This window comes from Rhodoplanes azumiensis, from assembly GCF_042682915.1.
GTDB classification, from domain to species: domain Bacteria; phylum Pseudomonadota; class Alphaproteobacteria; order Rhizobiales; family Xanthobacteraceae; genus Rhodoplanes; species Rhodoplanes azumiensis.
Genome location: NZ_JBHUIW010000014.1, coordinates 85,221 through 104,675, shown reverse-complemented (window position 1 = coordinate 104,675; position 19,455 = coordinate 85,221). Strand labels below are relative to the sequence as shown.

General features: G+C 70.5%; 18 protein-coding genes. 7 read left to right on the top strand and 11 right to left on the bottom strand.

What is annotated here, in order from left to right; translation table 11 throughout:
- Window positions 1–3 precede the first annotated feature (3 nt).
- On the bottom strand, window positions 4–1,587 hold the full coding sequence (locus tag ACFSOX_RS13300; protein WP_378478292.1) for an NADase-type glycan-binding domain-containing protein: 1,584 nt from the start codon (window positions 1,585–1,587) through the stop codon (window positions 4–6).
- Window positions 1,588–1,830: 243 nt separating this feature from the next.
- Between ACFSOX_RS13300 and ACFSOX_RS13295 the strand changes: the two genes are divergently transcribed.
- Entirely contained in the window at window positions 1,831–3,744 is a 1,914-nt protein-coding gene (locus ACFSOX_RS13295) for a sensor domain-containing diguanylate cyclase (protein WP_378478291.1), read from the top strand.
- 150 nt (window positions 3,745–3,894) lie between these two features.
- On the opposite strand, the gene ACFSOX_RS13290 is transcribed toward ACFSOX_RS13295, so the two are convergent.
- From ACFSOX_RS13290 to ACFSOX_RS13270, 5 genes are all read right to left on the bottom strand, one after another.
- Window positions 3,895–5,175 carry an O-acetylhomoserine aminocarboxypropyltransferase gene (locus ACFSOX_RS13290; RefSeq protein WP_378478290.1) on the bottom strand — a complete coding sequence of 427 codons (1,281 nt, stop codon included), beginning with the start codon at window positions 5,173–5,175 and terminating at the stop codon, window positions 3,895–3,897.
- Between the two features lie 145 nt (window positions 5,176–5,320).
- Window positions 5,321–5,902 carry a CoA-binding protein gene (locus ACFSOX_RS13285; protein ID WP_378478289.1) on the bottom strand — a complete coding sequence of 194 codons (582 nt, stop codon included), beginning with the start codon at window positions 5,900–5,902 and terminating at the stop codon, window positions 5,321–5,323.
- Between the two features lie 177 nt (window positions 5,903–6,079).
- Entirely contained in the window at window positions 6,080–6,343 is a 264-nt protein-coding gene (locus ACFSOX_RS13280; protein WP_378478288.1) for a cysteine rich repeat-containing protein, read from the bottom strand.
- Window positions 6,344–6,497: 154 nt separating this feature from the next.
- Window positions 6,498–6,815 carry a hypothetical protein gene (locus ACFSOX_RS13275; protein WP_378478287.1) on the bottom strand — a complete coding sequence of 106 codons (318 nt, stop codon included), beginning with the start codon at window positions 6,813–6,815 and terminating at the stop codon, window positions 6,498–6,500.
- Window positions 6,816–6,857: 42 nt separating this feature from the next.
- Window positions 6,858–7,685 carry an enoyl-CoA hydratase gene (locus ACFSOX_RS13270; RefSeq protein WP_378478286.1) on the bottom strand — a complete coding sequence of 276 codons (828 nt, stop codon included), beginning with the start codon at window positions 7,683–7,685 and terminating at the stop codon, window positions 6,858–6,860.
- Window positions 7,686–7,854: 169 nt separating this feature from the next.
- Here ACFSOX_RS13270 and ACFSOX_RS13265 point away from each other — a divergent pair, with 169 nt between their 5' ends.
- The 3 genes from ACFSOX_RS13265 to rpsI all read left to right on the top strand — a co-directional run bounded on the left by ACFSOX_RS13265 (window position 7,855) and on the right by rpsI (window position 9,485).
- Window positions 7,855–8,337, top strand: a complete 483-nt coding sequence (locus tag ACFSOX_RS13265) for a PaaI family thioesterase (RefSeq protein ID WP_378478285.1) — start codon at window positions 7,855–7,857, stop codon at window positions 8,335–8,337.
- Between the two features lie 201 nt (window positions 8,338–8,538).
- Window positions 8,539–9,003, top strand: coding sequence for a 50S ribosomal protein L13 (gene rplM / locus ACFSOX_RS13260; protein ID WP_111356766.1), 465 nt, complete (start codon window positions 8,539–8,541; stop codon window positions 9,001–9,003).
- A gap of 2 nt (window positions 9,004–9,005) precedes the next feature.
- On the top strand, window positions 9,006–9,485 hold the full coding sequence (rpsI, locus tag ACFSOX_RS13255) for a 30S ribosomal protein S9 (RefSeq protein WP_378478284.1): 480 nt from the start codon (window positions 9,006–9,008) through the stop codon (window positions 9,483–9,485).
- A gap of 138 nt (window positions 9,486–9,623) precedes the next feature.
- On the opposite strand, the gene ACFSOX_RS13250 is transcribed toward rpsI, so the two are convergent.
- Window positions 9,624–10,262, bottom strand: coding sequence for an EF-hand domain-containing protein (locus ACFSOX_RS13250; RefSeq protein WP_378478283.1), 639 nt, complete (start codon window positions 10,260–10,262; stop codon window positions 9,624–9,626).
- Here ACFSOX_RS13250 and ACFSOX_RS13245 point away from each other — a divergent pair.
- Window positions 10,261–10,467 (top strand): hypothetical protein, encoded by a 207-nt coding sequence (locus ACFSOX_RS13245; protein WP_378478282.1) that lies wholly within the window; start codon window positions 10,261–10,263, stop codon window positions 10,465–10,467. The genes ACFSOX_RS13250 and ACFSOX_RS13245 overlap by 2 nt on opposite strands.
- A 112-nt stretch (window positions 10,468–10,579) precedes the next feature.
- Here the strand turns inward: ACFSOX_RS13245 and ACFSOX_RS13240 are convergent, their stop codons facing one another.
- Window positions 10,580–11,242, bottom strand: a complete 663-nt coding sequence (locus ACFSOX_RS13240; RefSeq protein ID WP_378478281.1) for an EF-hand domain-containing protein — start codon at window positions 11,240–11,242, stop codon at window positions 10,580–10,582.
- 535 nt (window positions 11,243–11,777) lie between these two features.
- On the opposite strand from ACFSOX_RS13240, the gene ACFSOX_RS13235 reads away from it, so the two are divergent.
- The gene (locus ACFSOX_RS13235) at window positions 11,778–13,112 is read left to right on the top strand and encodes a GGDEF domain-containing protein (protein ID WP_378478280.1); all 1,335 of its coding nucleotides are present in this window, start codon (window positions 11,778–11,780) and stop codon (window positions 13,110–13,112) included.
- Window positions 13,113–13,264: 152 nt separating this feature from the next.
- On the opposite strand, the gene ACFSOX_RS13230 is transcribed toward ACFSOX_RS13235, so the two are convergent.
- The 3 genes from ACFSOX_RS13230 to ACFSOX_RS13220 form a co-directional block, all read right to left on the bottom strand.
- Window positions 13,265–15,286: a PhoX family protein gene (locus ACFSOX_RS13230; protein ID WP_378478279.1), complete on the bottom strand. Its 2,022-nt coding sequence runs from the start codon at window positions 15,284–15,286 to the stop codon at window positions 13,265–13,267.
- A gap of 248 nt (window positions 15,287–15,534) precedes the next feature.
- Complete coding sequence (glnA, locus tag ACFSOX_RS13225; protein WP_378478278.1) at window positions 15,535–16,944, bottom strand: type I glutamate--ammonia ligase; 1,410 nt, start codon at window positions 16,942–16,944, stop codon at window positions 15,535–15,537.
- 60 nt (window positions 16,945–17,004) lie between these two features.
- Window positions 17,005–17,343, bottom strand: coding sequence for a P-II family nitrogen regulator (locus tag ACFSOX_RS13220; RefSeq protein ID WP_111356758.1), 339 nt, complete (start codon window positions 17,341–17,343; stop codon window positions 17,005–17,007).
- A 409-nt stretch (window positions 17,344–17,752) separates the two neighbouring features.
- Between ACFSOX_RS13220 and ACFSOX_RS13215 the strand changes: the two genes are divergently transcribed.
- On the top strand, window positions 17,753–19,300 hold the full coding sequence (locus tag ACFSOX_RS13215) for an NAD(P)H-hydrate dehydratase (protein WP_378478277.1): 1,548 nt from the start codon (window positions 17,753–17,755) through the stop codon (window positions 19,298–19,300).
- Window positions 19,301–19,455 lie beyond the last annotated feature (155 nt).

The window sequence follows — 19,455 nt, the reverse complement described above, 5'->3', positions numbered from 1 at the left end:
GCGCTACCGCGCCCGCTCCGACAGCACCGTCAGCTTGGAGAGCGCCGTGTCGGTGTAGCGCGTTCCCCGATAGGTGCGGTCGATGACGAGCTGGACCCAGTGGGCCCGCACCGGGCGGTCGAGCGTGACGGTCTGAGGCCCGAGCCGGTCCTGCAGCGTCACGCTGCGGGTCTCGCCGGTGGAGAAGACCAGCCGCAGCATCTGCACCCGACCGTTCTTGACGTAGAGATCGGTGCTCTTCTCGTAGCCGTTGTTGACGACGAGGCCGTGCACCGTCCGCTCGCCGTCGAACGCGACCGTCACCCACTCGCCGGTGCCGTCGCCCGCGGCGCCTTCGACCCAGGCGCTGCCGGGATCGCCGCCGAACAGGTTGCGCACCCCATAGCTGCTGCCGAACTGCGGATCGAGCACCGAGCTGGCGCAATAGAGATCGGTGCCGGCCGGTGCCGAGACGCTGGCGCAGTCTTCGCGCGGCGAGCGCGGGCGCGGCGGCACGCCTGGGGACGGCGGCAGCGCGGCGACCTTGCTGCGGTCGTCGCCCGGACGGCCGCCGCGCGCCTCGATCTCCTGGAGGCGCAGATGGGCGAGCGCCACGAAGGTGCCGTTCGGGAAGGCGGCGATGTAGCTGCGAAGCTGTGCCGGATCGCCCGTGTCCTTCACCGAGGTCCAGTAGGCGATGTCGGCGTCCTGGCCGCGGCCGGCGGCGGCCGCGGACGGTGGGCCGGAGGGGGCTGGGCTCGGCGGCACCGTGGTCGTCGTGGCGGGACCGGGGGCGGGCGGCTGAGTCGCGGTCTGCGGCGGCGCGCCGCCGCCCGGCACCAGCACGACGTCGCCGATCAGCGAGGAGTGGTCCCACGGCACCTGGCGTGACCGGGTCGCGGCGACCACGTCGGAGCGGATGCGCCGCATGGTGACGGCGATGTCGAGCCCCGGCGTCGGCAGGTGCTTCAGGAGCGCCGCCGTGAACGGGCTGTTGCGGCCCTCGCCGTCGAGCGCGACGTTGTCGGGCTGGGTCGCGTAGGCGATCATGGTGCCGACCGCGCTCTGGATCGAGGCGAGGCCGGTGCCGACCGAGGCCGAGCGGGTGCCGAGCGAGCGCGCCAGCGTGCGGGCGAGCGGATTGTCCCGGCAGGCGTCGAGGAAGACGAGATTGACGCGCGCCTCGGCCTCCATCTGGCCGAGCACCTGGCCGACCTCGACGGTCTCGAAGGAGAGGTCGCCGGGCCGCTCCAGCTTGGCGTCGACCGGCACCAGGTAGTTCTTGCCGGCGACCTGCAGGCCGTGCCCGGCATAGAAGAACAGCGCCACCGAGGCGCGGTCGAGCGCCCGCCCGAAGGCGCGGATCTTGTCCTCGAGGGCCGGCTTGTCGAGATCGCGCCCCTCGATCACCGTGAAGCCGATGCGGCGCAGCGCGGCGGCGACGTCGGCGGCGTCGTTGGGCGGATTGGGCAGCGGTGTCGCGGCCCGGTAGGCGCCGTTGCCGATGACGAGCGCGACCCGCTCCTGCGCCGCTGCCGGTTCGGCGCCGGCCGCCATCGCGACCACGAGCAGAAGCACCGCGAAGACGGCACGCATCCAATTGCGCATGAGCACCATCGCATAGGATTCCCGACGAGGCGGCCACAGGATAGCGCATCCGTCGGGGCGAGGCGAAAGGGTCACCGGCAGGTGATCGAAATGCTGCGCATATGTCCTGGAAACAGCGATAAAACTGTCCGAAATCTCGCATGTCGTCCTAAGGGAAACGAAATCGCCCCGGCCTACAAGGTCGACATGACGTCCCGGAATTCTCTCCTCGCGCGAATTGTCTCGCGGTTCTCGCATCGGGCGATGCGGTGCGTTCTCCAGCCGGCGACCGGGCTCGGACTGCTCGTCATCGTGCTGGTGTGGGCCGGAATCGGCTATCAGCTCGGCCTCGAACGCGACAAGCTCGGCGCGGTCGCCCTGCAGAACGCCCGCAATCTCGCCCGCGTCGTCGAGGAGCACGCCGCCCGCGCCATCACGGGCGCCGACCAGATTCTCCGGCTCGCCCGTGCCGAGATCCTCCGCGACCCCGCCGGCTTCGATCTGCGCGCCTTCGCCCGCGAGGTGACGCCGCAGGGAGACGTCGCGATCCAACTGTCGCTGATCGGCCCCGACGGGCGATTGCGGATGAACAGCCTCTCGGTTCCGACCGCGGCGATCGATCTGTCCGACCGGCCGCATTTCGTGGTGCATCGCGACGCGACCGGCGACGAGCTCGACGTCAGCATCCCGATGGTCGGACGGGTCTCTCACCGCACGACCCTGCAGCTCTCCCGCGCCGTCCGCGGGGCCGACGGCCGCTTCCTCGGTGTCGTCGTGGCGTCGCTCGACGCCGACTACTTCTCGCGCTTCTACGCCTCCATCGACGTCGGCCGGAACGGTTCGATCATTCTGGTCGGCACCGACGGGGTGGTGCGGGCCGGCGCCGGGGCGGCCGTGCCGATGATCGGGCGCAAGGGCGACCGGCCGTGGCCGACGCTGGAGAACATCGCCAGGATCCCGGTCGGCTCCGTGGTCGGGCCGAGCCTCATCGACGGCGTCGTCCGCTTCGTCGCGTTCCGCCGGGTCGAGGGGCTGCCGCTGGTCGTCTACGCCTCGGTCTCGGCGGCCGACGCGCTCGCCGACAGCGCCTGGTACGTCAAGGTCTACTCGGCGCTCGCCGGCGTCCTCACCCTCGCCGTGCTCGTCGCGATGGGGCTGGCGATGCGCCAGCGCATGCGGCTGGAGCGCACGAGCGAGGCCCTGCAGGCGAGCGAGGCGGTGGCGCGGCGCACCTCGCAGGAGCTCGCCGTCACGCTCGACACCATGGCGCAGGGCATCATCATGGTCGACCGCGACGGCCGCATCGCGGTGGCCAACCGCCGCGCCGCCGAGCTGCTCGGCGTGCCGGTCGAGATGCTGGCCGAGCGCCCGACCTTCGACGCGCTCGTCGCCGAGATGGCGCGCCGCGGCGAGCTCGGCGTCGCCGGCGACAGCGGTGCCGGCGGCGAGCCGGTCCGGCGCCTGTCGGTCGCCTTCGGGGCCGCCGCCGGCGACGCCGGACCGGTGGTGTTCGAGCGGGTCCGGCCGACCGGCCAGACCATCGAGGTGACCTGCGTGCCGATGCCGGACGGCGGCATGGTGCGCACCTACACGGACGTCACCGAGCGGCGCGCCGGCGAGCGCCGGATCGCCTACATGGCGCTCCACGATCCGCTCACCGGCCTGCCCAACCGCACCCTGTTCCGCAGCCGCCTGGAGAAGGCGCTCGGCCGGCTGTACGACTCCGCCGTGCCCTTCGCCGTGCTGTGCATCGACCTCGACCGCTTCAAGGAGGTCAACGACCGCTACGGCCATGCCGTCGGCGACGCGCTGCTCCTGCGGGTCGCCCATCGGCTGCGCCGCTGCCTCGGCGAGGGCGACGTCGCGGCCCGGGTCGGCGGCGACGAGTTCGCCGTGCTGGCGATGCGTCGGCCCGGCGACGACGACCGCGAGGCGCTCGCCGGTGAGATCCTCGAGGCGCTCACCGCGCCGTACCGGATCGACGGCGAGACCGTGGAGGTCGGCGCCAGCGTCGGCATCGCGCGCGCGCCGGAGGACGGCAGCGGCATGGAGGCGCTGCTGCGCGCCGCCGACCAGGCCATGTACCGGGTCAAGGCGCAGGGCCGCAACGGCGTCTGCTGGGCCGGCCGCACCCCGCGCTTCACCGGCCCCCTCAACGCCCGCACCGACGCGGCGTGAGCGCGACGAGACTTCGATAAATCTCGGCCTCGTCATGGCCGCGCTCGTCGCGGCCATCCACGAACTTTCTCATCGCGCCGTAAAGACGTGGATGGCCGGGACGAGCCCGGCCATGACGTGTTTGTTCGATGCTCGTCGAGAGAGACGGCCTCACCCCGCCAGGGCCTGCTCCAGGTCGGCGATGATGTCGGCCTTGTCCTCGATCCCGATCGACAAGCGCACCACGTCCGGTCCCGCGCCGGCGCCGATCTTCTGGGCGTCGGAGAGCTGGCGATGCGTGGTCGAGGCCGGGTGGATGATCAGCGAGCGGGTGTCGCCGATGTTGGCGAGGTGCGAGAACAGCTTCACGTTGGAGACGAGCTTGACGCCCTCGTCGTAGCCGCCCTTCAGGCCGAACGTGAACACCGCGCCGGCGCCCTTCGGCACGTACTTCTTGGCGAGGTTGTGATAACGATCGCCGGGCAGGCCCGGATAGCTCACCCAGCCGACGCGCGGATGGTTCGACAGCCATTCGGCGACCGCGAGTGCGTTGTCGCAGTGGCGCTGCATGCGCAGCGGCAGCGTCTCGATGCCGGTGAGGATCAGGAAGGCGTTGAACGGCGACAGCGCCGGCCCGAGGTCGCGCAGGCCCAGCACCCGGCAGGCGATCGCGAAGGCGAAGTTGCCGAAGGTCTCGTGCAGGACGATGCCGTTGTACTCCGGGCGCGGCTCGCACAGCATCGGGTAGCGGCGCTCGCGCGACCAGTTGAAGCTGCCGCCGTCGACGATCACGCCGCCGATCGAGTTGCCGTGGCCACCGAGGAACTTGGTGAGCGAATGCACGACGATGTCGGCGCCGTGCTCGATCGGCCGGCACAGATAAGGCGTCGCCAGCGTGTTGTCGACGATCAGCGGCACGCCGGCCCGGCGCGCGATCTGGGCGATCGCCGCGATGTCGGTGATCACGCCGCCCGGATTGGCGATGCTCTCGATGAAGATCGCCTTGGTCTTCGGCGACACGGCGCGCTCGAAGCTCGCGAGGTCGTCCGGATCGGCCCACACCACGTTCCAGCCGAAGCTCTTGTAGGAGTGGTTGAACTGGTTGATCGACCCGCCGTAGAGCTTGGTCGATGCGACGAACTCGTCGCCCGGCGTCATCAGCGCGTGCATCACCAGCATCTGGGCGGCGTGGCCCGACGCGACCGCGAGCGCCGCGGTGCCGCCCTCGAGCGCGGCGACGCGCTCCTCCAGCACGGCGTTGGTCGGGTTGGTGATGCGCGTGTAGATGTTGCCGAAGGCCTGCAGGCCGAACAGCGAGGCGGCATGGTCGACGCTGTCGAACACGTAGGACGTGGTCTGGTAGATCGGCGTCGCCCGCGCGCCCGTCGTCGGATCGGGCTGGGCGCCGGCGTGGATGGCGAGCGTCGAGAAGCCGGGCTGGCGGTCGGTCATGGTGGCTCCGTGCGGAGAGGGGCGGACCAGAGGAGATCGGCTCCCGGTGTAGCCCACCGCCGGGGAGCGTCAAGGTGTGGAGACGCACCGGAACATTCGTCTGCCGATCCGGCGTCGGCGGAGACTCCCGTTCTGCTGCCTTGCGTCAGCCGCGATCCTCGTTCTCCGGGGGCGGTGCCGCCGCGATCGTCCCGCCCGCCGTCGTCACCCGGCCGAGCGACAGGCGCTGAACGCCCTTCTGCGGCATCGGGGCGCGCCTGGACGAGAGGGTGCGCGAGTTGACGCCCATCCAGCCGATCTCGGAGGAGAGGCGGCCGTACTCGATCTTCGGGCAGCGATCCATCACCACTTTGATGCCGTGCGATTCCGCGCGCGCGGCCGTGGCGTCGTCGCGCACGCCCAGCTGCAGCCACAGCACGCCGGGACGCGGCGCCATCGCCAGCATCTCGTCGAGCGTTCCCGCCGCATAGGCGGCGTTGCGGAACAGGTCGACCATGTCGACCGGCTCGTCGATGTCGGCTAGACGCGCAAAGACACGCTGGCCGAGGATCTCCTGGCCGGCCAGGCCGGGGTTCACCGGGATCATCCGGTAGCCGCGCTCGAGCAGGTACTTGAACGCGAACCAGCTCGGCCGGTTGTCCTTGGCCGAGGCGCCGACCATGGCGATGGTCCGGCACGTCGTCAGGATGCCGCGGATGTAGGAGTCCGGATAGTCGTCGTGGGTCATGCGTGCACGAGGCCGGTTCGGCGTTCCTCTGCCTCGTCAGGACCGGGCGCGTCCCGGCCATCCACACCGGGTTCGCACCGGCTGAAAGACGTGGATGCCCGGCACGAGGTCGGGCATGACGCAGACGATGGGGCCGGTGTTAGTCCGTCCCGCCGGGTTTTGAAAGGTGCGCCGGATTCAGTAGCCGGTGCCCGGCCGGTTGCGGCGCGGGGCCTTGCCCTTGCTGATCGCCGCCCGGCAGGCCGGGCTGATCTTGGCGCGATTGCGCTGCAGGCAGCGATAGACCTTGCCGTGGTCCGGGATCGCGTCCTGGCAGTAGGTCTGGGCGTCGAACTGGCAGGCCATCTGGTCCTGGCTCGACTGGGCGTGGGCGGGCGTGGGCGCGGCACCGAGCGCGATCAGGACGGCGAGGCCGGCAGCGGGGACAATGGTGGTCCGCATGGGTCGTCGTCTCCTTTCAGGGAGGTCATTCCGTTCGGGAAGGTGATCCGGCGAGAGGGACTTTCGGAGAGGGTTCGTCAGGACGATAACGCCTTTGGTCCGAGATGGATCGGTCGGGGCGGATGGTCCCGGTGATGAGTGTCCGTGACACGGCTCACGGTTCGTCCCGGCGGGCCGCGTCGTCCGCCGGCCGGCGGAACAAGGTCAGCGGCCCCACCGTGACGGCGCCGATCGCCGCCGTGATCAGCGCGTCGACGGCGGCGGTGTCGAGGCATACGTCGCCGCAGCGCCAGGCGCGCGCCGCGGTCAGCCCCAGCGAAACCGTGACGCCCCAGGCGACGCCGGCGAGCAGCATCCGACGCAGCGCCGGCCCGTCGAGCCGCGCGACGCCTTTGCGCGCGATCCGGAGGGGCGCGAGAACGGGGCGGGCTGGAGCAGGGCGGGCTGGAGCAGGGCGGGCGAGGGCGGTCATCGATCCTCCGTCAGCTTGCACGCATCAGTCGGCTTGCACGCGTCAACGCTCCCAGACCGGCGGGCGCTTCGCCACGAACGCGCCGATACCTTCCTCGGCGTCGCGCGCCAGCATGTTCTCGGTCATGACTTCGGCAGCATAGTGGTAGGCCTCGGCGAGCGGCAACTCGCGCTGCTTGTAGAAGGCCGCCTTGCCGTAGCGGATCGCCACCGCGGATTTGTCGGCGATGCGGCGCGCCAGCGCCAGCGCCGCGGACCGCTCCTGCCCGGCCGGGACCAGCCGATTGACCAGGCCGAAGCGCAGCGCATCCTCGGCGCCGATCAGGTCACCGGTCAGCAGCATCTCCATGGCGTGCTTGGCCGCGACGGCGCGCGACAGCGCCACCATCGGGGTCGAGCAGAACAGGCCGATGCTCACCCCGGGCGTGCCGAAGCGTGCGTCGTCGGCGGCGATCGCGAGGTCGCAGCTCGCGACCAGCTGGCAGCCGGCCGCCGTCGCGATGCCGTTGACGGCGGCGATGACGGGCTGGGGCAGGGCGACGATCGCCTGCATGACGGCGGCACAGCGGCCCAAGAGGTCGGCGAAATAGGCGCGACCGCGGTCCGGGTCGGCGCGGTGCGCCGTCATCTCCTTGAGGTCGTGCCCGGCGCAGAACACCGGCCCCTCGGCGGCCAGCACCACGGCGCGCACGCCGCGGTCCTGGGCGATCGCGGCGAGGGCGCCGGAGAGGGCGGCCAGCATGGCGTCGGAGAGCGCGTTTCGCGCTCCCGGCCGGTCGAGCACCAGGAGCGCGACGCCGTCGGCGTCCTCGCGACGCAGCGGCCCGGTCGAAGCCGTGGTGGTGGAGGGGGCGAGCGTCTCGGTGGTCATCGGTCGTCTCCTCGACGGGGTTGGGGGCGATAGGCCCGCGGGCCGGCCCGGTCGGGCCGCGCCACGTTCGCAAAAGCTTGCTCGGCGGAGCCGGTGGCGGCGATGATCCCGGGTCCATCCCGACGCTTCGGCGACGGACGTGTTGCCCCGCAACCCGAACGAGCCCCCGATGCACGATGACCCGTCGCCTGCCGCACGGGCAGGCTCCTCGCCCGAGCCCCCCGGCGCCATGACGGTCGCCGAGCTCGAGGCGTTCCTGGCGCACGAGTACCCGCAGATGTTCGACGCCGGAACCGGCGTCCGGATCGAGGCCGCATGGTATCACGGCGCCCGCGTCCGCCAGGCCTTCCGGGCGGAGATGTTGCGCCCGGGCGGCACCATCTCGGGCCCGACCATGATGGCGCTCGCCGACGTCGCCCTCTACGTCGCGGTGCTGGCCTCGATCGGTCCGGTGCCGCTCGCCGTCACGACCAGCTTCAACATCAATTTCCTGCGCCGGCCGGCGCAGCGCGATCTGGTGGCGGAGGCCTCGCTGATGAAGCTCGGCAAGCGGCTTTCGGTCGGCGAGGTGGCGATCCTGTCGGACGGGCACCCCGATCCGGTGGCGCATGTGACCGCAACGTATTCCATCCCGGCAAGGCATTCGCTCTAGGTGCTAAAATACCTTATTTTTAAGTCTCTGTTTTTACGAACGTATTTTCAGGGTCTCGGGATTGACGCACGCGGCCCCGAACGGTAGACACGCCGCCACGGTGGAGGCCTTCCGGCGCCCGCCGGCAACGCGCCCTGCGGTGGGCTCCGGCTCGTCCGGGCGCGTCCGACCAAGAACTCCACACCATCGGATCAGGACGCCATGAAGAGCTATTCGGCCAAGCCTGCCGAGGTCGACAAGAAGTGGGTGATGATCGACGCCTCCGGCCTCGTCGTGGGCCGGCTCGCGGCGATCGTGGCGATGCGGCTGCGCGGCAAGCACAAGCCGACCTTCACGCCCCATGTCGACTGCGGCGACAACGTCATCATCGTCAACGCCGACAAGGTCGTGTTCACGGGCCGCAAGGTGCAGCAGAAGGTGTACTACCACCACACCGGCTTCATCGGCGGCATCAAGGAGCGTTCGGCCAAGTCGATCCTCGAGGGCCGGTTCCCCGAGCGCATCGTCGAGAAGGCCGTGCAGCGCATGCTGCCGCGCGGGCCGCTCGGCCGCCGTCAGCTCGGCAACCTGCGCGTCTACAGCGGCCCCTCCCATCCGCACGAGGCCCAGACGCCCGAGACGCTCGACGTCGCGGCGCTGAACCGCAAGAACGCCAGGAGCGCGTGACCATGGCCGAGACCATTCAATCTCTCGAAGATCTCTCGGCCCTGAAGACGGCCGCCGTCGCCGAGGCGCCGAAGTACGAGCAGAAGCTCGACAAGCACGGCCGCGCCTACGCGACCGGCAAGCGCAAGGACGCGGTCGCCCGGGTCTGGGTGAAGCCGGGCACCGGCAAGATCGTCATCAACGGCCGCGACGTCGAGGTCTACTTCGCTCGTCCGGTGCTGCGCATGATGATCCAGCAGCCGCTCGTCTCGTCGAACCGCAACGGCCAGTACGACATCACCTGCACGGTGTCGGGCGGCGGCCTGTCCGGTCAGGCGGGTGCGGTGCGCCACGGCATCTCCAAGGCGCTGACCCACTACGAGCCGGATCTGCGTGGCGTGCTCAAGCGCGGCGGCTTCCTTACCCGCGACTCGCGCGTCGTCGAGCGCAAGAAGTACGGCCGCGCCAAGGCCCGCCGGTCGTTCCAGTTCTCGAAGCGCTGATTTTTTCCGCCCGTCATGCGGAATGCGAAAGGGGGGCCTTGCGGCCCCCCTTTCTTGCGTCTGGCGATCGCGGGTCGGCGATCGTGGACCGTCGCTCGCGGATCGTCGCTCGCGGATCGTCGCGCCGACGATCGTCGGTCAGGCCGCGGTCGCGACGGTCGCCGTGGGAGTGCCGCGGCTCGCGCTCGCACCGGCGGCCTCGCTCGGCGGCGGGCCGGGCGGGGGCGGCGGGGCCGCTTCGGCCGGTTCCTCGGACGACGCATGGGTGGCGTCCCAGGCCGCCTGCTCGGCGGCGCTCACCTCGCCGTCCTGGTTGGTATCGGCCGCATCGAACGGCCCGGTCTCCTCCTCCTCCTCGGAGGTCGCGGCGGCGCCGCCCGCGCCGGCGGGGGCGGCGCTGCTCGTCGTGGTGCTCCCCTCGCTGTCGTTGCTCGATGCCGACGCCTCCTCGGCGGCGTCGCTCACCAGGGCCGCGATCGTGTCGGCCGTCGTCGTGTCGGAGGACGCCTCCTGCTCGGCGAGCAGCGTGGTGCGCATCGCCGACGAGAGGCTCTCGAAGGCCGACTTCACCTCGGATTCGGAGAGCAGCCCGTCGCTGTCGGTGTCGGCGCTCTCGAACAGCGCCGCGGCATCGCTCTCCGACGTGCCGGACAGCGAGTTCGAGACCGACGTGAGCTCGTCGAGCGACACGCCGCCGCTCTTGTCGGTGTCGAGGGCGCTGTAGAGCGCCTTCAAAAGCTCGGTGGAGGTGGAGGAGGAGATCGAACTGACGCTCATGGACCTTGTCCTTGCTGACTGGGATGCCGGGCAGGCGGTGCGCGCGGCGGACGGCAGGCCAGTGTCGACGATGACGACGGGCACGCTCGCAAGCCCCCCGTTGATGGGCGGTAAACAACTGAAAACAATGTTGTTTCTGGAATGTTGCGGGACATCTTCTCAAGTCCCCGGCGGCGGCCGCGAAACCGCGGATCGTGCGCCGTGACAACGCCTTCGCCGGATCCGGTCGGCGCTGTCGCGGGTGCGGTCCGGATACAAAAAAAGGGGGGCGCGAGGCCCCCCTGAAGGATCGGGTCGTTGCGTCGTCTCGGTGGTGGTCAGGTGGACGTGCTGGATTTGGTACGGGACGCCTCTTTGGTGGAGCCGTCGGTGTCGCGGGTCTCGCCGGCGCCGGTCGGCGCCGACGTCGCCGCCATCGTCACGGCGGTGTCGGTTCGGCTGTCGTCCGCCGCCGTCGCGCTGTCGGCCTCGGTGGTGGTCGCCGACGTCGCGTCGGCCTCGTCGTAGGACGCTTGCTCGTTCGGGCTCACGGCACCGTCGCCGTCGGTGTCGGCGGGATCCTCGATCTCGGCGACCCGCGGCCCCGCGGGGCCGCCCGGTCCGCCGGGCCCGCCCGGACCGCGCGGCCCGTCGGCCTCCTCCCGTGCTTCGGGCGGCGGCGGCGGGGACGGAGGCGGCTCGGCGGCGTCGCTGCGCGCCGACGATCCGGTCTCCTGGAGACCGAGAAGCTGGCTGCGCATCTCCGACGACAGGCTGTCGAAGGCCGATTTCACCTCCGACTTCGACAAGAGCGCGTCGCCGTCGGTGTCGGCCGAGCGGAACAGCGCCGCGACGTCGGTCGACGATGTCCGGCCGGTGCGCGACGTCGTCGCGGACTGGATCTCGTCCTTGCCGACGCCGCCGCTGCGGTCGCGATCGAGACGGGCCTGAAGCTGCTCGAGCAGCGCGCTCGACGAGGTCGAGACGGAACTGACGCTCATGGAGGGTCGCCTCTGCTGCCTGGAGGGTCGGCACGCGACGGGCGCCGGAGCGCGGCAGGCCGAGATGAAGTTTCAGGCGCAGAATTACACGGCCGGCTTGCCGCCCGATGAAGCATGCCCGGCGGTTTCGGGCCATCGCGGTAACGCTTCGTCGACCATGTGGGGCCGCTACGGCGGCGGTTTCGTCCCGGTTGCGGACCGCAAGACACGCGCGGGTGGTTCCGCTGCACCCCCGTCTCGGTTAACCCGTTTCGCGGCTTCGCAGCGCTCGTCGCGCACGGCCGCGCCGGCAATTTCAATCGAATGTCGTCGCGATCTTCGGATCTTCCGCCAAGCTGCTGAAGCGCCGAGAGGATCTGGCGTCGATAAGGTTTGCTCGGAGATTTCGACGCATTCGTCCCATGTTGTGATCGTTTTCACCTGGAAAACCCGTCTATCCCGTTCAGGTCCGCGCAAAGCGTCTCGCCAAGCTCCGCTCGTCCGATCGAGCCGGCGCGCCTAAAGTCGTGACGTTCAACGGGCCTCGGAGCACGTGATGACTCCTTCCTCTCCCGCAGCGACGATCGCTCTCGACGTGACGACCGTGTTCGTGATCGCCACCTGCATCTGCGCGCTGCTCGGCCTGTTCCTGCTGAGCGTCTGGCGGCAGGAGCGCATCCGGGCGCTCGCCTGGTGGGGCGCGGCCTATCTGCTCGGTGGCTTCTCGGTGGCGCTGTGGAGCCTCGACGGCAGTGGCCTGCCGATTCCGCGCAGCGTGCCGAACGCGCTCCTGTTCCTCGCCTGCGGCCTGATCTGGAGTGCCGCGCGGGTGTTCCACGGCAGGTCGGTGCCGTGGCTGGGGATGTCGGCGGGCACCGTGCTCTGGCTCGCCGCCAACCTCGTGCCGGGCGTCATGGAGCCGGCCTCGCACCGGGTGATCGTCAGCTCGGTGATCATCTCGGTGTACGCGTTCCTGACCGCCTTCGAGCTGTGGCGCGAGCGCCGCAAGGCGCTGCTGCAGCGTTGGCCGGCCTTGTTCGTCCCGCTGCTGCACGGGCTCGTCTTCCTCGCCCCGGTGCCGCTCGCCTCGATGATGCCGGAGGAGAACGGCATCTTCAGCCTCGCCACCGGCTGGTTCGCCGTGTTCGCGCTGGAGGCGATCCTCTACGTCATCGGCACCGCCTTCATCGTGATGACGCTGAGCAAGGACCAGGTGGTGCGCCTGCAGCGCAGTGCCGCCTCGCTCGATCCGCTCACCGGCCTGTTCAACCGGCGCGCCTTCTTCGAAGGAGCGCCGCAGCTCGAGGCCGCGCAGGCCCGCAAGCGCGAGCCGCTCGCCGCGCTGGTGTTCGATCTCGATCACTTCAAGTCGATCAACGACCGGCACGGCCATTTCGTCGGCGACGAGGTGCTCAAGCTCTTCGCCGGCGTGATCGGCAACAGCCTGCGCGCCACCGATCTGGTCGCGCGGTTCGGCGGTGAGGAGTTCGTGGTGCTGCTGCCGGGCGGCGCCGACGAGGCGGCGATCGCCGCCGAGCGCGTGCGCGCCGCCTTCGAGGAGGCGGGCCGGGTGGTCGGCACCCATGTGATCGGCGCGACCGTCAGCGTCGGCCTTTCCGCCGGCGATCCGGCGACCGGCGTCTCGGTGCTGCTGATGGAGGCCGATGCGGCGCTCTATCGAGCCAAGGCGCTGGGCCGCAACCGGGTGGTGCGGGCGCTGCCGGGTGAGGCCGTGCTGGCCGCCGCCGAGACGGCTCCCGATCTGCCGCCCGTCGTGGTCGCCGGCATCGGAACGTCGCAGGCCGACTCCGGGGCCTGGGAGGAGGCGCAGGCCGTCATCTCCTGGATCGCCCATCCCGAAGGCCAGGCGCCCGTCCCCGCGACGGCGTGAGGCATCGCCGCACGGCGCGCCGACAGCCTGGTGGTTCCTCGCCCGTCTCTCCTCCGGGCCGAGGTTTTCGAGCCAAGGCCGGCCCGGGCAGGGGGCCGGCCTTCGGCGTTCCGGGCGTGCACCGTCGGGACGGCGTCCGGCTTCGCCGCGCGTCAGGTTCCGATCTTGCCGCCGCCGCGGCGCGTGATGGCGACGACCGAGGGGCGCGGCGGCATGGTCGGCGAGAAGTCCGGCCAGCGGGTCGCCGGCGCCTCGAAGGTGGCGGGCGGGGCGTTCGGGTCGCTCTCGTCGGATTCGCCCGGATGCTGGACGGCGACGAACAGGGTCTCGTCGTCCGGGCCGAACACCGGGCCGCACATCTCGGCGCCGACCGGGCAGCGGTAGAACAGCTTGGCGGCGCCGCGCAGCGGCCCTTCGGTCTCCAGCCCCCAGACCCCGTCGGTCCGTCCGGTGCGGCGCGCCGAGTTGCCGTCGGTCGCGATCCACAGACGGCCGATGTGGTCGACGGCGCAGTTGTCCGGCATGCCGAACCAGCCGTCGCGGCTGGTCGCCGGATGGAAGGTCGCGCCGACCGCCGCGATCGCCGGGTCGCCGCAGCGCACCAGGATGTCCCAGGTGAACCGCGCCGCCGCGTGGTCGCCGTCGGGCGGCGTCATCTCGATGATGTGGCCGAACGGGTTGGCGCCGCGCGGATTGGCCGCGTCGGTCTCGTCCGGCTTGCGCTTCGTGTTGTTGGTCAGCATCACGTAGACCTTGCCGGTCCTCGGATCGACCTCGACGTCCTCGGGCCGGTCCATCCGGGTGGCGCCGAGCAGATCGGCGGCGCGGCGCGCCTCGATCACCACGTCGGCCTGGCTCGCGAAGCCGTTCGCCGCCGTGAGCGGCCCTTCGCCGTGGACGAGCGGCAGCCAGTCGACGCTGCCGTCGGCGTTGTAGCGGGCGACCGACAAGGTGCCCTCGTCGAGCAGGTCGCGGTTGGCGGCGGCATCGCCCGGCACATAGGGCCGCGCCGTGACGAAGCGGTAGACCCGCTCGAACACCTCGTCGTCGCCCGTGTAGACGACGACGCGGCCGTCGCGGTTGACCTGCACGAAGGCGCCCTCGTGCTTGAAGCGGCCGAGCGCGGTGCGCTTCTTGGGCGTCGAGGTCGGATCGAACGGGTCGATCTCGACCACCCAGCCGAAGCGGTTGGCTTCGTTGGGCTCGCGGCCGACGTCGAAACGCTCGTGGAAGCGGGCCCAGCCGACCCAGTTGCCGGGCACGCCGACGCGCGCGTGGCTCTTCGCCTCCGGATGGCCCTCGGGCAGCGTGCCGCCGAAATAGCCGTGGAAATTCTCCTCGCAGGTGAGCCAGGTGCCCCACGGCGTGATGCCACCCGCGCAATTGTTGATCGTGCCCAGCACGCGCCGGCCGGACGGGTCGGCACTCGTCCGCAGGCGCGGATGGCCGGCGGCCGGGCCGAACACGTCGATCGGGGTGGTCGCGTCGATGCGGCGGGCGTGGCGCGAGCCGTCGACCACGCGCCATTTGCCGTCGTCGCCGCGGCGGATCTCCAGGACCGTGCCGCCATGCGCGGCCATCTCGATGTCGACGAGCTCGCGTGTCATGCCGGCGAACCCGACGCTGCGCAGATCCTGTCGGCCGAGGCCGGGGAACATCAGCTCCTCGTTGGTGTACTCGTGATTGACGACGAGCAGGCCGTGGCGGGCCGGGTTCGCCGCGCCCGGCATGGGGATGTAGCCGAGATAGTCGTTGTTGTAGCCGAACTGCAGGCGCTGCGCGGCGGCGGTCTGCGTCATCGGATCGAAGGGCGGGGCGCCGGGCAGGACCGGGTCGCCCCAGCGGATCAGCACGTCGGCGTCGTAGCCCTCGGCGACGTGATGGCGGTCGTCGACGCCGGCCGGAACCTCGGGGAAGGCGAAGCGCGACGCCGGCGCGCCGGCTCCGGCGGCCGGCGTGCCCGACTCGGGTGTGGCGCTCGGCGCGGCGGGGCGCTCGGCCTGCGCCGCGGCGATGCCGGGCAGCGTCATGATGGCGGTGACGCCGAGCGCGCCTTTGAGGAGATCGCGGCGGCCGAAGCGGGCGGCGATCACGTCGCCGAGCGTCGGCAGTTCGGTCGGGCTGCGCCCGACGTCGTCGGACGCTTCGTAGGCCTGGGCACGGGTCAGCGGCATGGCGGCGCCTCGTCTCGGTGCGGAAGGAGGGAGGACTCTCTAGCCGCGAATTGCCACGGCGGCGTGACGGGCCGGGGTCGTATATCCGGATCGGCGAGGCAAGGCACCGTGTCCGGTCGAAAAGCGACGCGCTGCCGATCGAGGAGGGGCGTGTCGATCGACGAAAAAGGGCGCCCCGCAAGGGGCGCCCCGAAGATGGATCGTCGCAAAAACGATCAGGAGGAAGCCGGCCTCGGCCGGGTCCGGCCTCAGCCGGAGTAGTACATCTCGAACTCGACCGGGTGCGGGGTGTGCTCGAAGCGGATCACCTCGGTCATCTTCAGCTCGATATAGGCGTCGATGAAGTCGTCGTCGAAGACGCCGCCGGCCTTGAGGAAGTCGCGGTCCTTGTCGAGGCTCTCGAGCGCCTCGCGCAGCGAGCCGCACACCGTCGGGATCTGCTTGAGCTCGGCCTTCGGCAGGTCGTAGAGATCCTTGTCCATCGCCGGGCCGGGATCGAGCTTGTTCTTGATGCCGTCGAGGCCGGCCATCAGCAGCGCCGCGAAGGCGAGGTACGGGTTCGCGAGCGGATCCGGGAAGCGGACCTCGACGCGCTTGGCCTTCGGGTTGGTGGTGTAGGGGATGCGGCACGAGGCCGAGCGGTTACGCGCCGAGTAGGCGAGCAGCACCGGCGCCTCGAAGCCCGGCACCAGACGCTTGTAGGAGTTGGTGGTCGGGTTGGTGAAGGCGTTGATCGCCTTGGCGTGCTTGATCACGCCGGCGATGTAGGACAGGCAGGTCTCCGACAGGTCGGCGTACTTGTTGCCGGCGAACACCGGCTTGCCGTCCTTCCAGATCGACTGGTGGCAGTGCATGCCCGAGCCGTTGTCGCCGTAGATCGGCTTCGGCATGAAGGTCGCCGTCTTGCCGTAGATGTTGGCGACCATCTGGATGCAGTACTTGTAGGTCATCAGCTGGTCGGCCATGAACGTCATGGGCGCGAACTTCAGGCCGAGCTCGTGCTGGGCCGAGGCCACCTCGTGGTGGTGCTTCTCGACCTTGCAGCCCATCTTGGCCATGGCCGCGAGCATCTCGGAGCGCATGTCCTGCGCCGAGTCCTGCGGCGGCACCGGGAAGTAGCCCTTCTTGAAGCCGATGCGGTGGCCGAGATTGCCGCCCTCGTAGTCGGTGGCGCCGTTGATCGGCAGCTCGATCGAGTCGAGCTTGAAGCCGGTCATGTAGGGGTCGGCCGAGAACTTGACGTCGTCGAAGATGAAGAACTCGGCCTCGGGGCCGAAATAGATGGTGTCGCCGATGCCCATCGACTTGACGAGCGCCTCGGCCTTCTTGGCCATGCCGCGCGGGTCGCGATTGTAGGGCTCGCCGGTGGTCGGCTCGAGCACGTCGCAGACCAGAACCAGGGTGGTCTCGGCGAAGAACGGGTCGATCGTGGCGGTCGCCGGATCCGGCATCAGGCACATGTCGGACTCGTGGATCGCCTTCCAGCCGGCGATCGACGAGCCGTCGAACATGACGCCCTCCGAGAAGGTCTCCTCCTCGATCTGCGAGATGTCCATCGTGACGTGCTGCCACTTGCCGCGCGGGTCGGTGAAGCGCAGATCGCAGTACTTTACGTCGTTGTCCTTGATCAGCTTCAGCACGTCTTTGGCCGTCGTCATAGATGCGTCCTTTGCGTTGCGAGCGTTACGAATAACCCGGGAGTTCGGCCAGACCCGGGTTCAGATGGCGTCCAGGCCGGTCTCTCCGGTGCGGATCCGGATGACCTCCTCGACATTGGAGACGAAGATCTTGCCGTCGCCGATGCGCCCGGTCTGTGCGGCGCGACGGATCGCGTCGATGGCCTTCTCGACCATATCGTCGGCCAGAACAACCTCGATCTTCACCTTGGGAAGGAAGTCGACGACGTATTCGGCGCCCCGATAGAGCTCGGTGTGGCCCTTCTGTCGCCCGAAGCCCTTGGCCTCGGTCACGGTGATCCCCTGGAGGCCGACTTCCTGCAAGCCCTCCTTCACCTCGTCGAGCTTGAAGGGCTTAATGATCGCCTCGATCTTCTTCATATCACCTCGTCTCCCCCGGCCCGCCGGAGGCCGATGCCAGCCGGCCCGCTCCCCCGTTAGCAGGGTCTATGCCAACCGCCGCCGGGCGGGTTTCCGCCCCTGTCGCAAGCGATTGCCGCCAAGATTCCGAGTTCCGGCCGCGGTGCCCCCGGAGCGTGCGCTTACGAATTGGGCTGACTGCGTATATTTCAGGCAGATCGTGCCCGCAAAGCGCCCCCGCCTGGATGGTGCGGGCCGGTCGCCGGTATGACGATACGAAACGCCGGGGCGCGGCGACGTGTCGTTGTGCTGCGGTGCCGAAGATGAGGCAGCGCTGCGATTGCGACATGACGGCGGGCTAAGCCGAGACTATGATCTCGCCACCTCCGAGGCCCAAGCACTCGCCGACGCAGAGGCCGACGTATCCGTCATGCCTGCCGCGCACCCGCTCCTCACCACCACCGAGATGGCCGAGGCCGACCGGCTCGCCATCGCGTCCGGCGTCCCCGGCATCGTGCTGATGGAGAATGCCGGCCGGGCGGTCGCCGACGCGGTGGCGCGGCGCGATCCGCCGGGCAGCCGTGTCGTCGTGGTCGCCGGTCCCGGTAACAATGGCGGCGACGGCTTCGTCGCCGCGCGGCTGCTGGCCGAGCGGCGGTTTCGGGTGGAGCTGATGCTGGTCGGCGCGCCCGACCGGCTGAAGGGCGACGCGGCTGAAGCGGCGCGGCGCTGGACCGGGCCGGTGCGGCCGGCGACGCCGGACGGGCTGGCCGGCGCCCACGTGATCGTCGACGCGCTGTTCGGGGCCGGCCTCGACCGGCCGGTCGAGGGGCTCCCGAAGGCGATGATCGAGGCGATGACCGCGGCGGCCGGGCAGGGGGCTCGCGTCGTCGCCGTCGACCTCCCGAGCGGCGTCGCCGGCACCACGGGCGCCGTGATGGGCGCCGCCGTGACGGCCGAGGAGAGCGTCACTTTCTTCCGCGCCAAGCCGGGTCACTGGCTGCTGCCGGGCCGGCTGCATCGCGGCCGGCTGACGATCAGCGAGATCGGCATCCCGGAGCGCGTGCTCGACACGGTGCGGCCGCGCTGCATCCTGGTCGGGCCCGACCTCGTGCGCAGCGCCCTGCCGCGGCCGAGGCTCACCGGCCACAAGTACAGCCGTGGCCACGTCGTCGTGGTGTCGGGGGGCGCCTCGACCACCGGAGCGGCGCGGCTCGCCGCCCGAGCGGCGCTGCGGGCCGGTGCGGGCCTCGTGACGCTCGCCAGTCCGCCGGACGCGATGCCGGTCACCGCCGTCGCGAGCCTCGCCGTGATGGTCCGCGAGGTCGACGGCGCGGCGGCGCTCGCGAGATTCCTGGAGGATCGGCGCTTCAACGCCGTCGCGCTCGGTCCGGGACTCGGAGTGGGGGGCGCGACTCGCGATCTCGTCCACGCGGCCCTCGCCGGCCCGCGCGCCGTGGTGCTCGACGCCGACGCGCTGACCAGCTTCGCGGATGCTCCCGAGGATTTGTTCGCTGCATTGCGCAAGCGCGGCGCCGACGCCACGGTCCTGACTCCGCACGATGGGGAGTTCTCTCGACTGTTCGGGCACTTGGACGAGATTCGTCAAGCCCCGTCGAAGCTCGAGAAAGCACGCGTCGCCGCCCGCGTCGCGGGCTCCGTGGTGCTCCTCAAGGGCGGGGACACGGTCATTGCGGATCTTGACGGGCGGGCCGCGATCAATGCCAATGCGCCGGCCCATCTCGCGACCGCGGGAGCCGGCGACGTCCTCACCGGATTCGTCGCCGGCCTGTGCGCCCAGGGGATGGACGGCTTCGCGGCGACCACGGCCGCCGCCTGGCTCCACGGAGCGGCGGCGACGGCGGTCGGGCCGGGGTTGATCGCAGAGGATCTTTCCGAAGCAATGCCGGCAGTTTATGCGCGTCTGTTCGACTCGCTCCAAAGCGCGCCGGCGGCCCGTGTCGGGGGCCGGCGATGACGTGCGTCGCCCCCCGGCGCGGACGCGGCGGCGGTCTCGCGGACCGCGGAACCACACTCGGTCGGAGCAGAAATCGGTGACGACACGGACCGTTGGCTCAACCTTGCCATAATTGATGGGTGGATTCGCCGGTGCGAGGTCGGGGACCCTCGCCA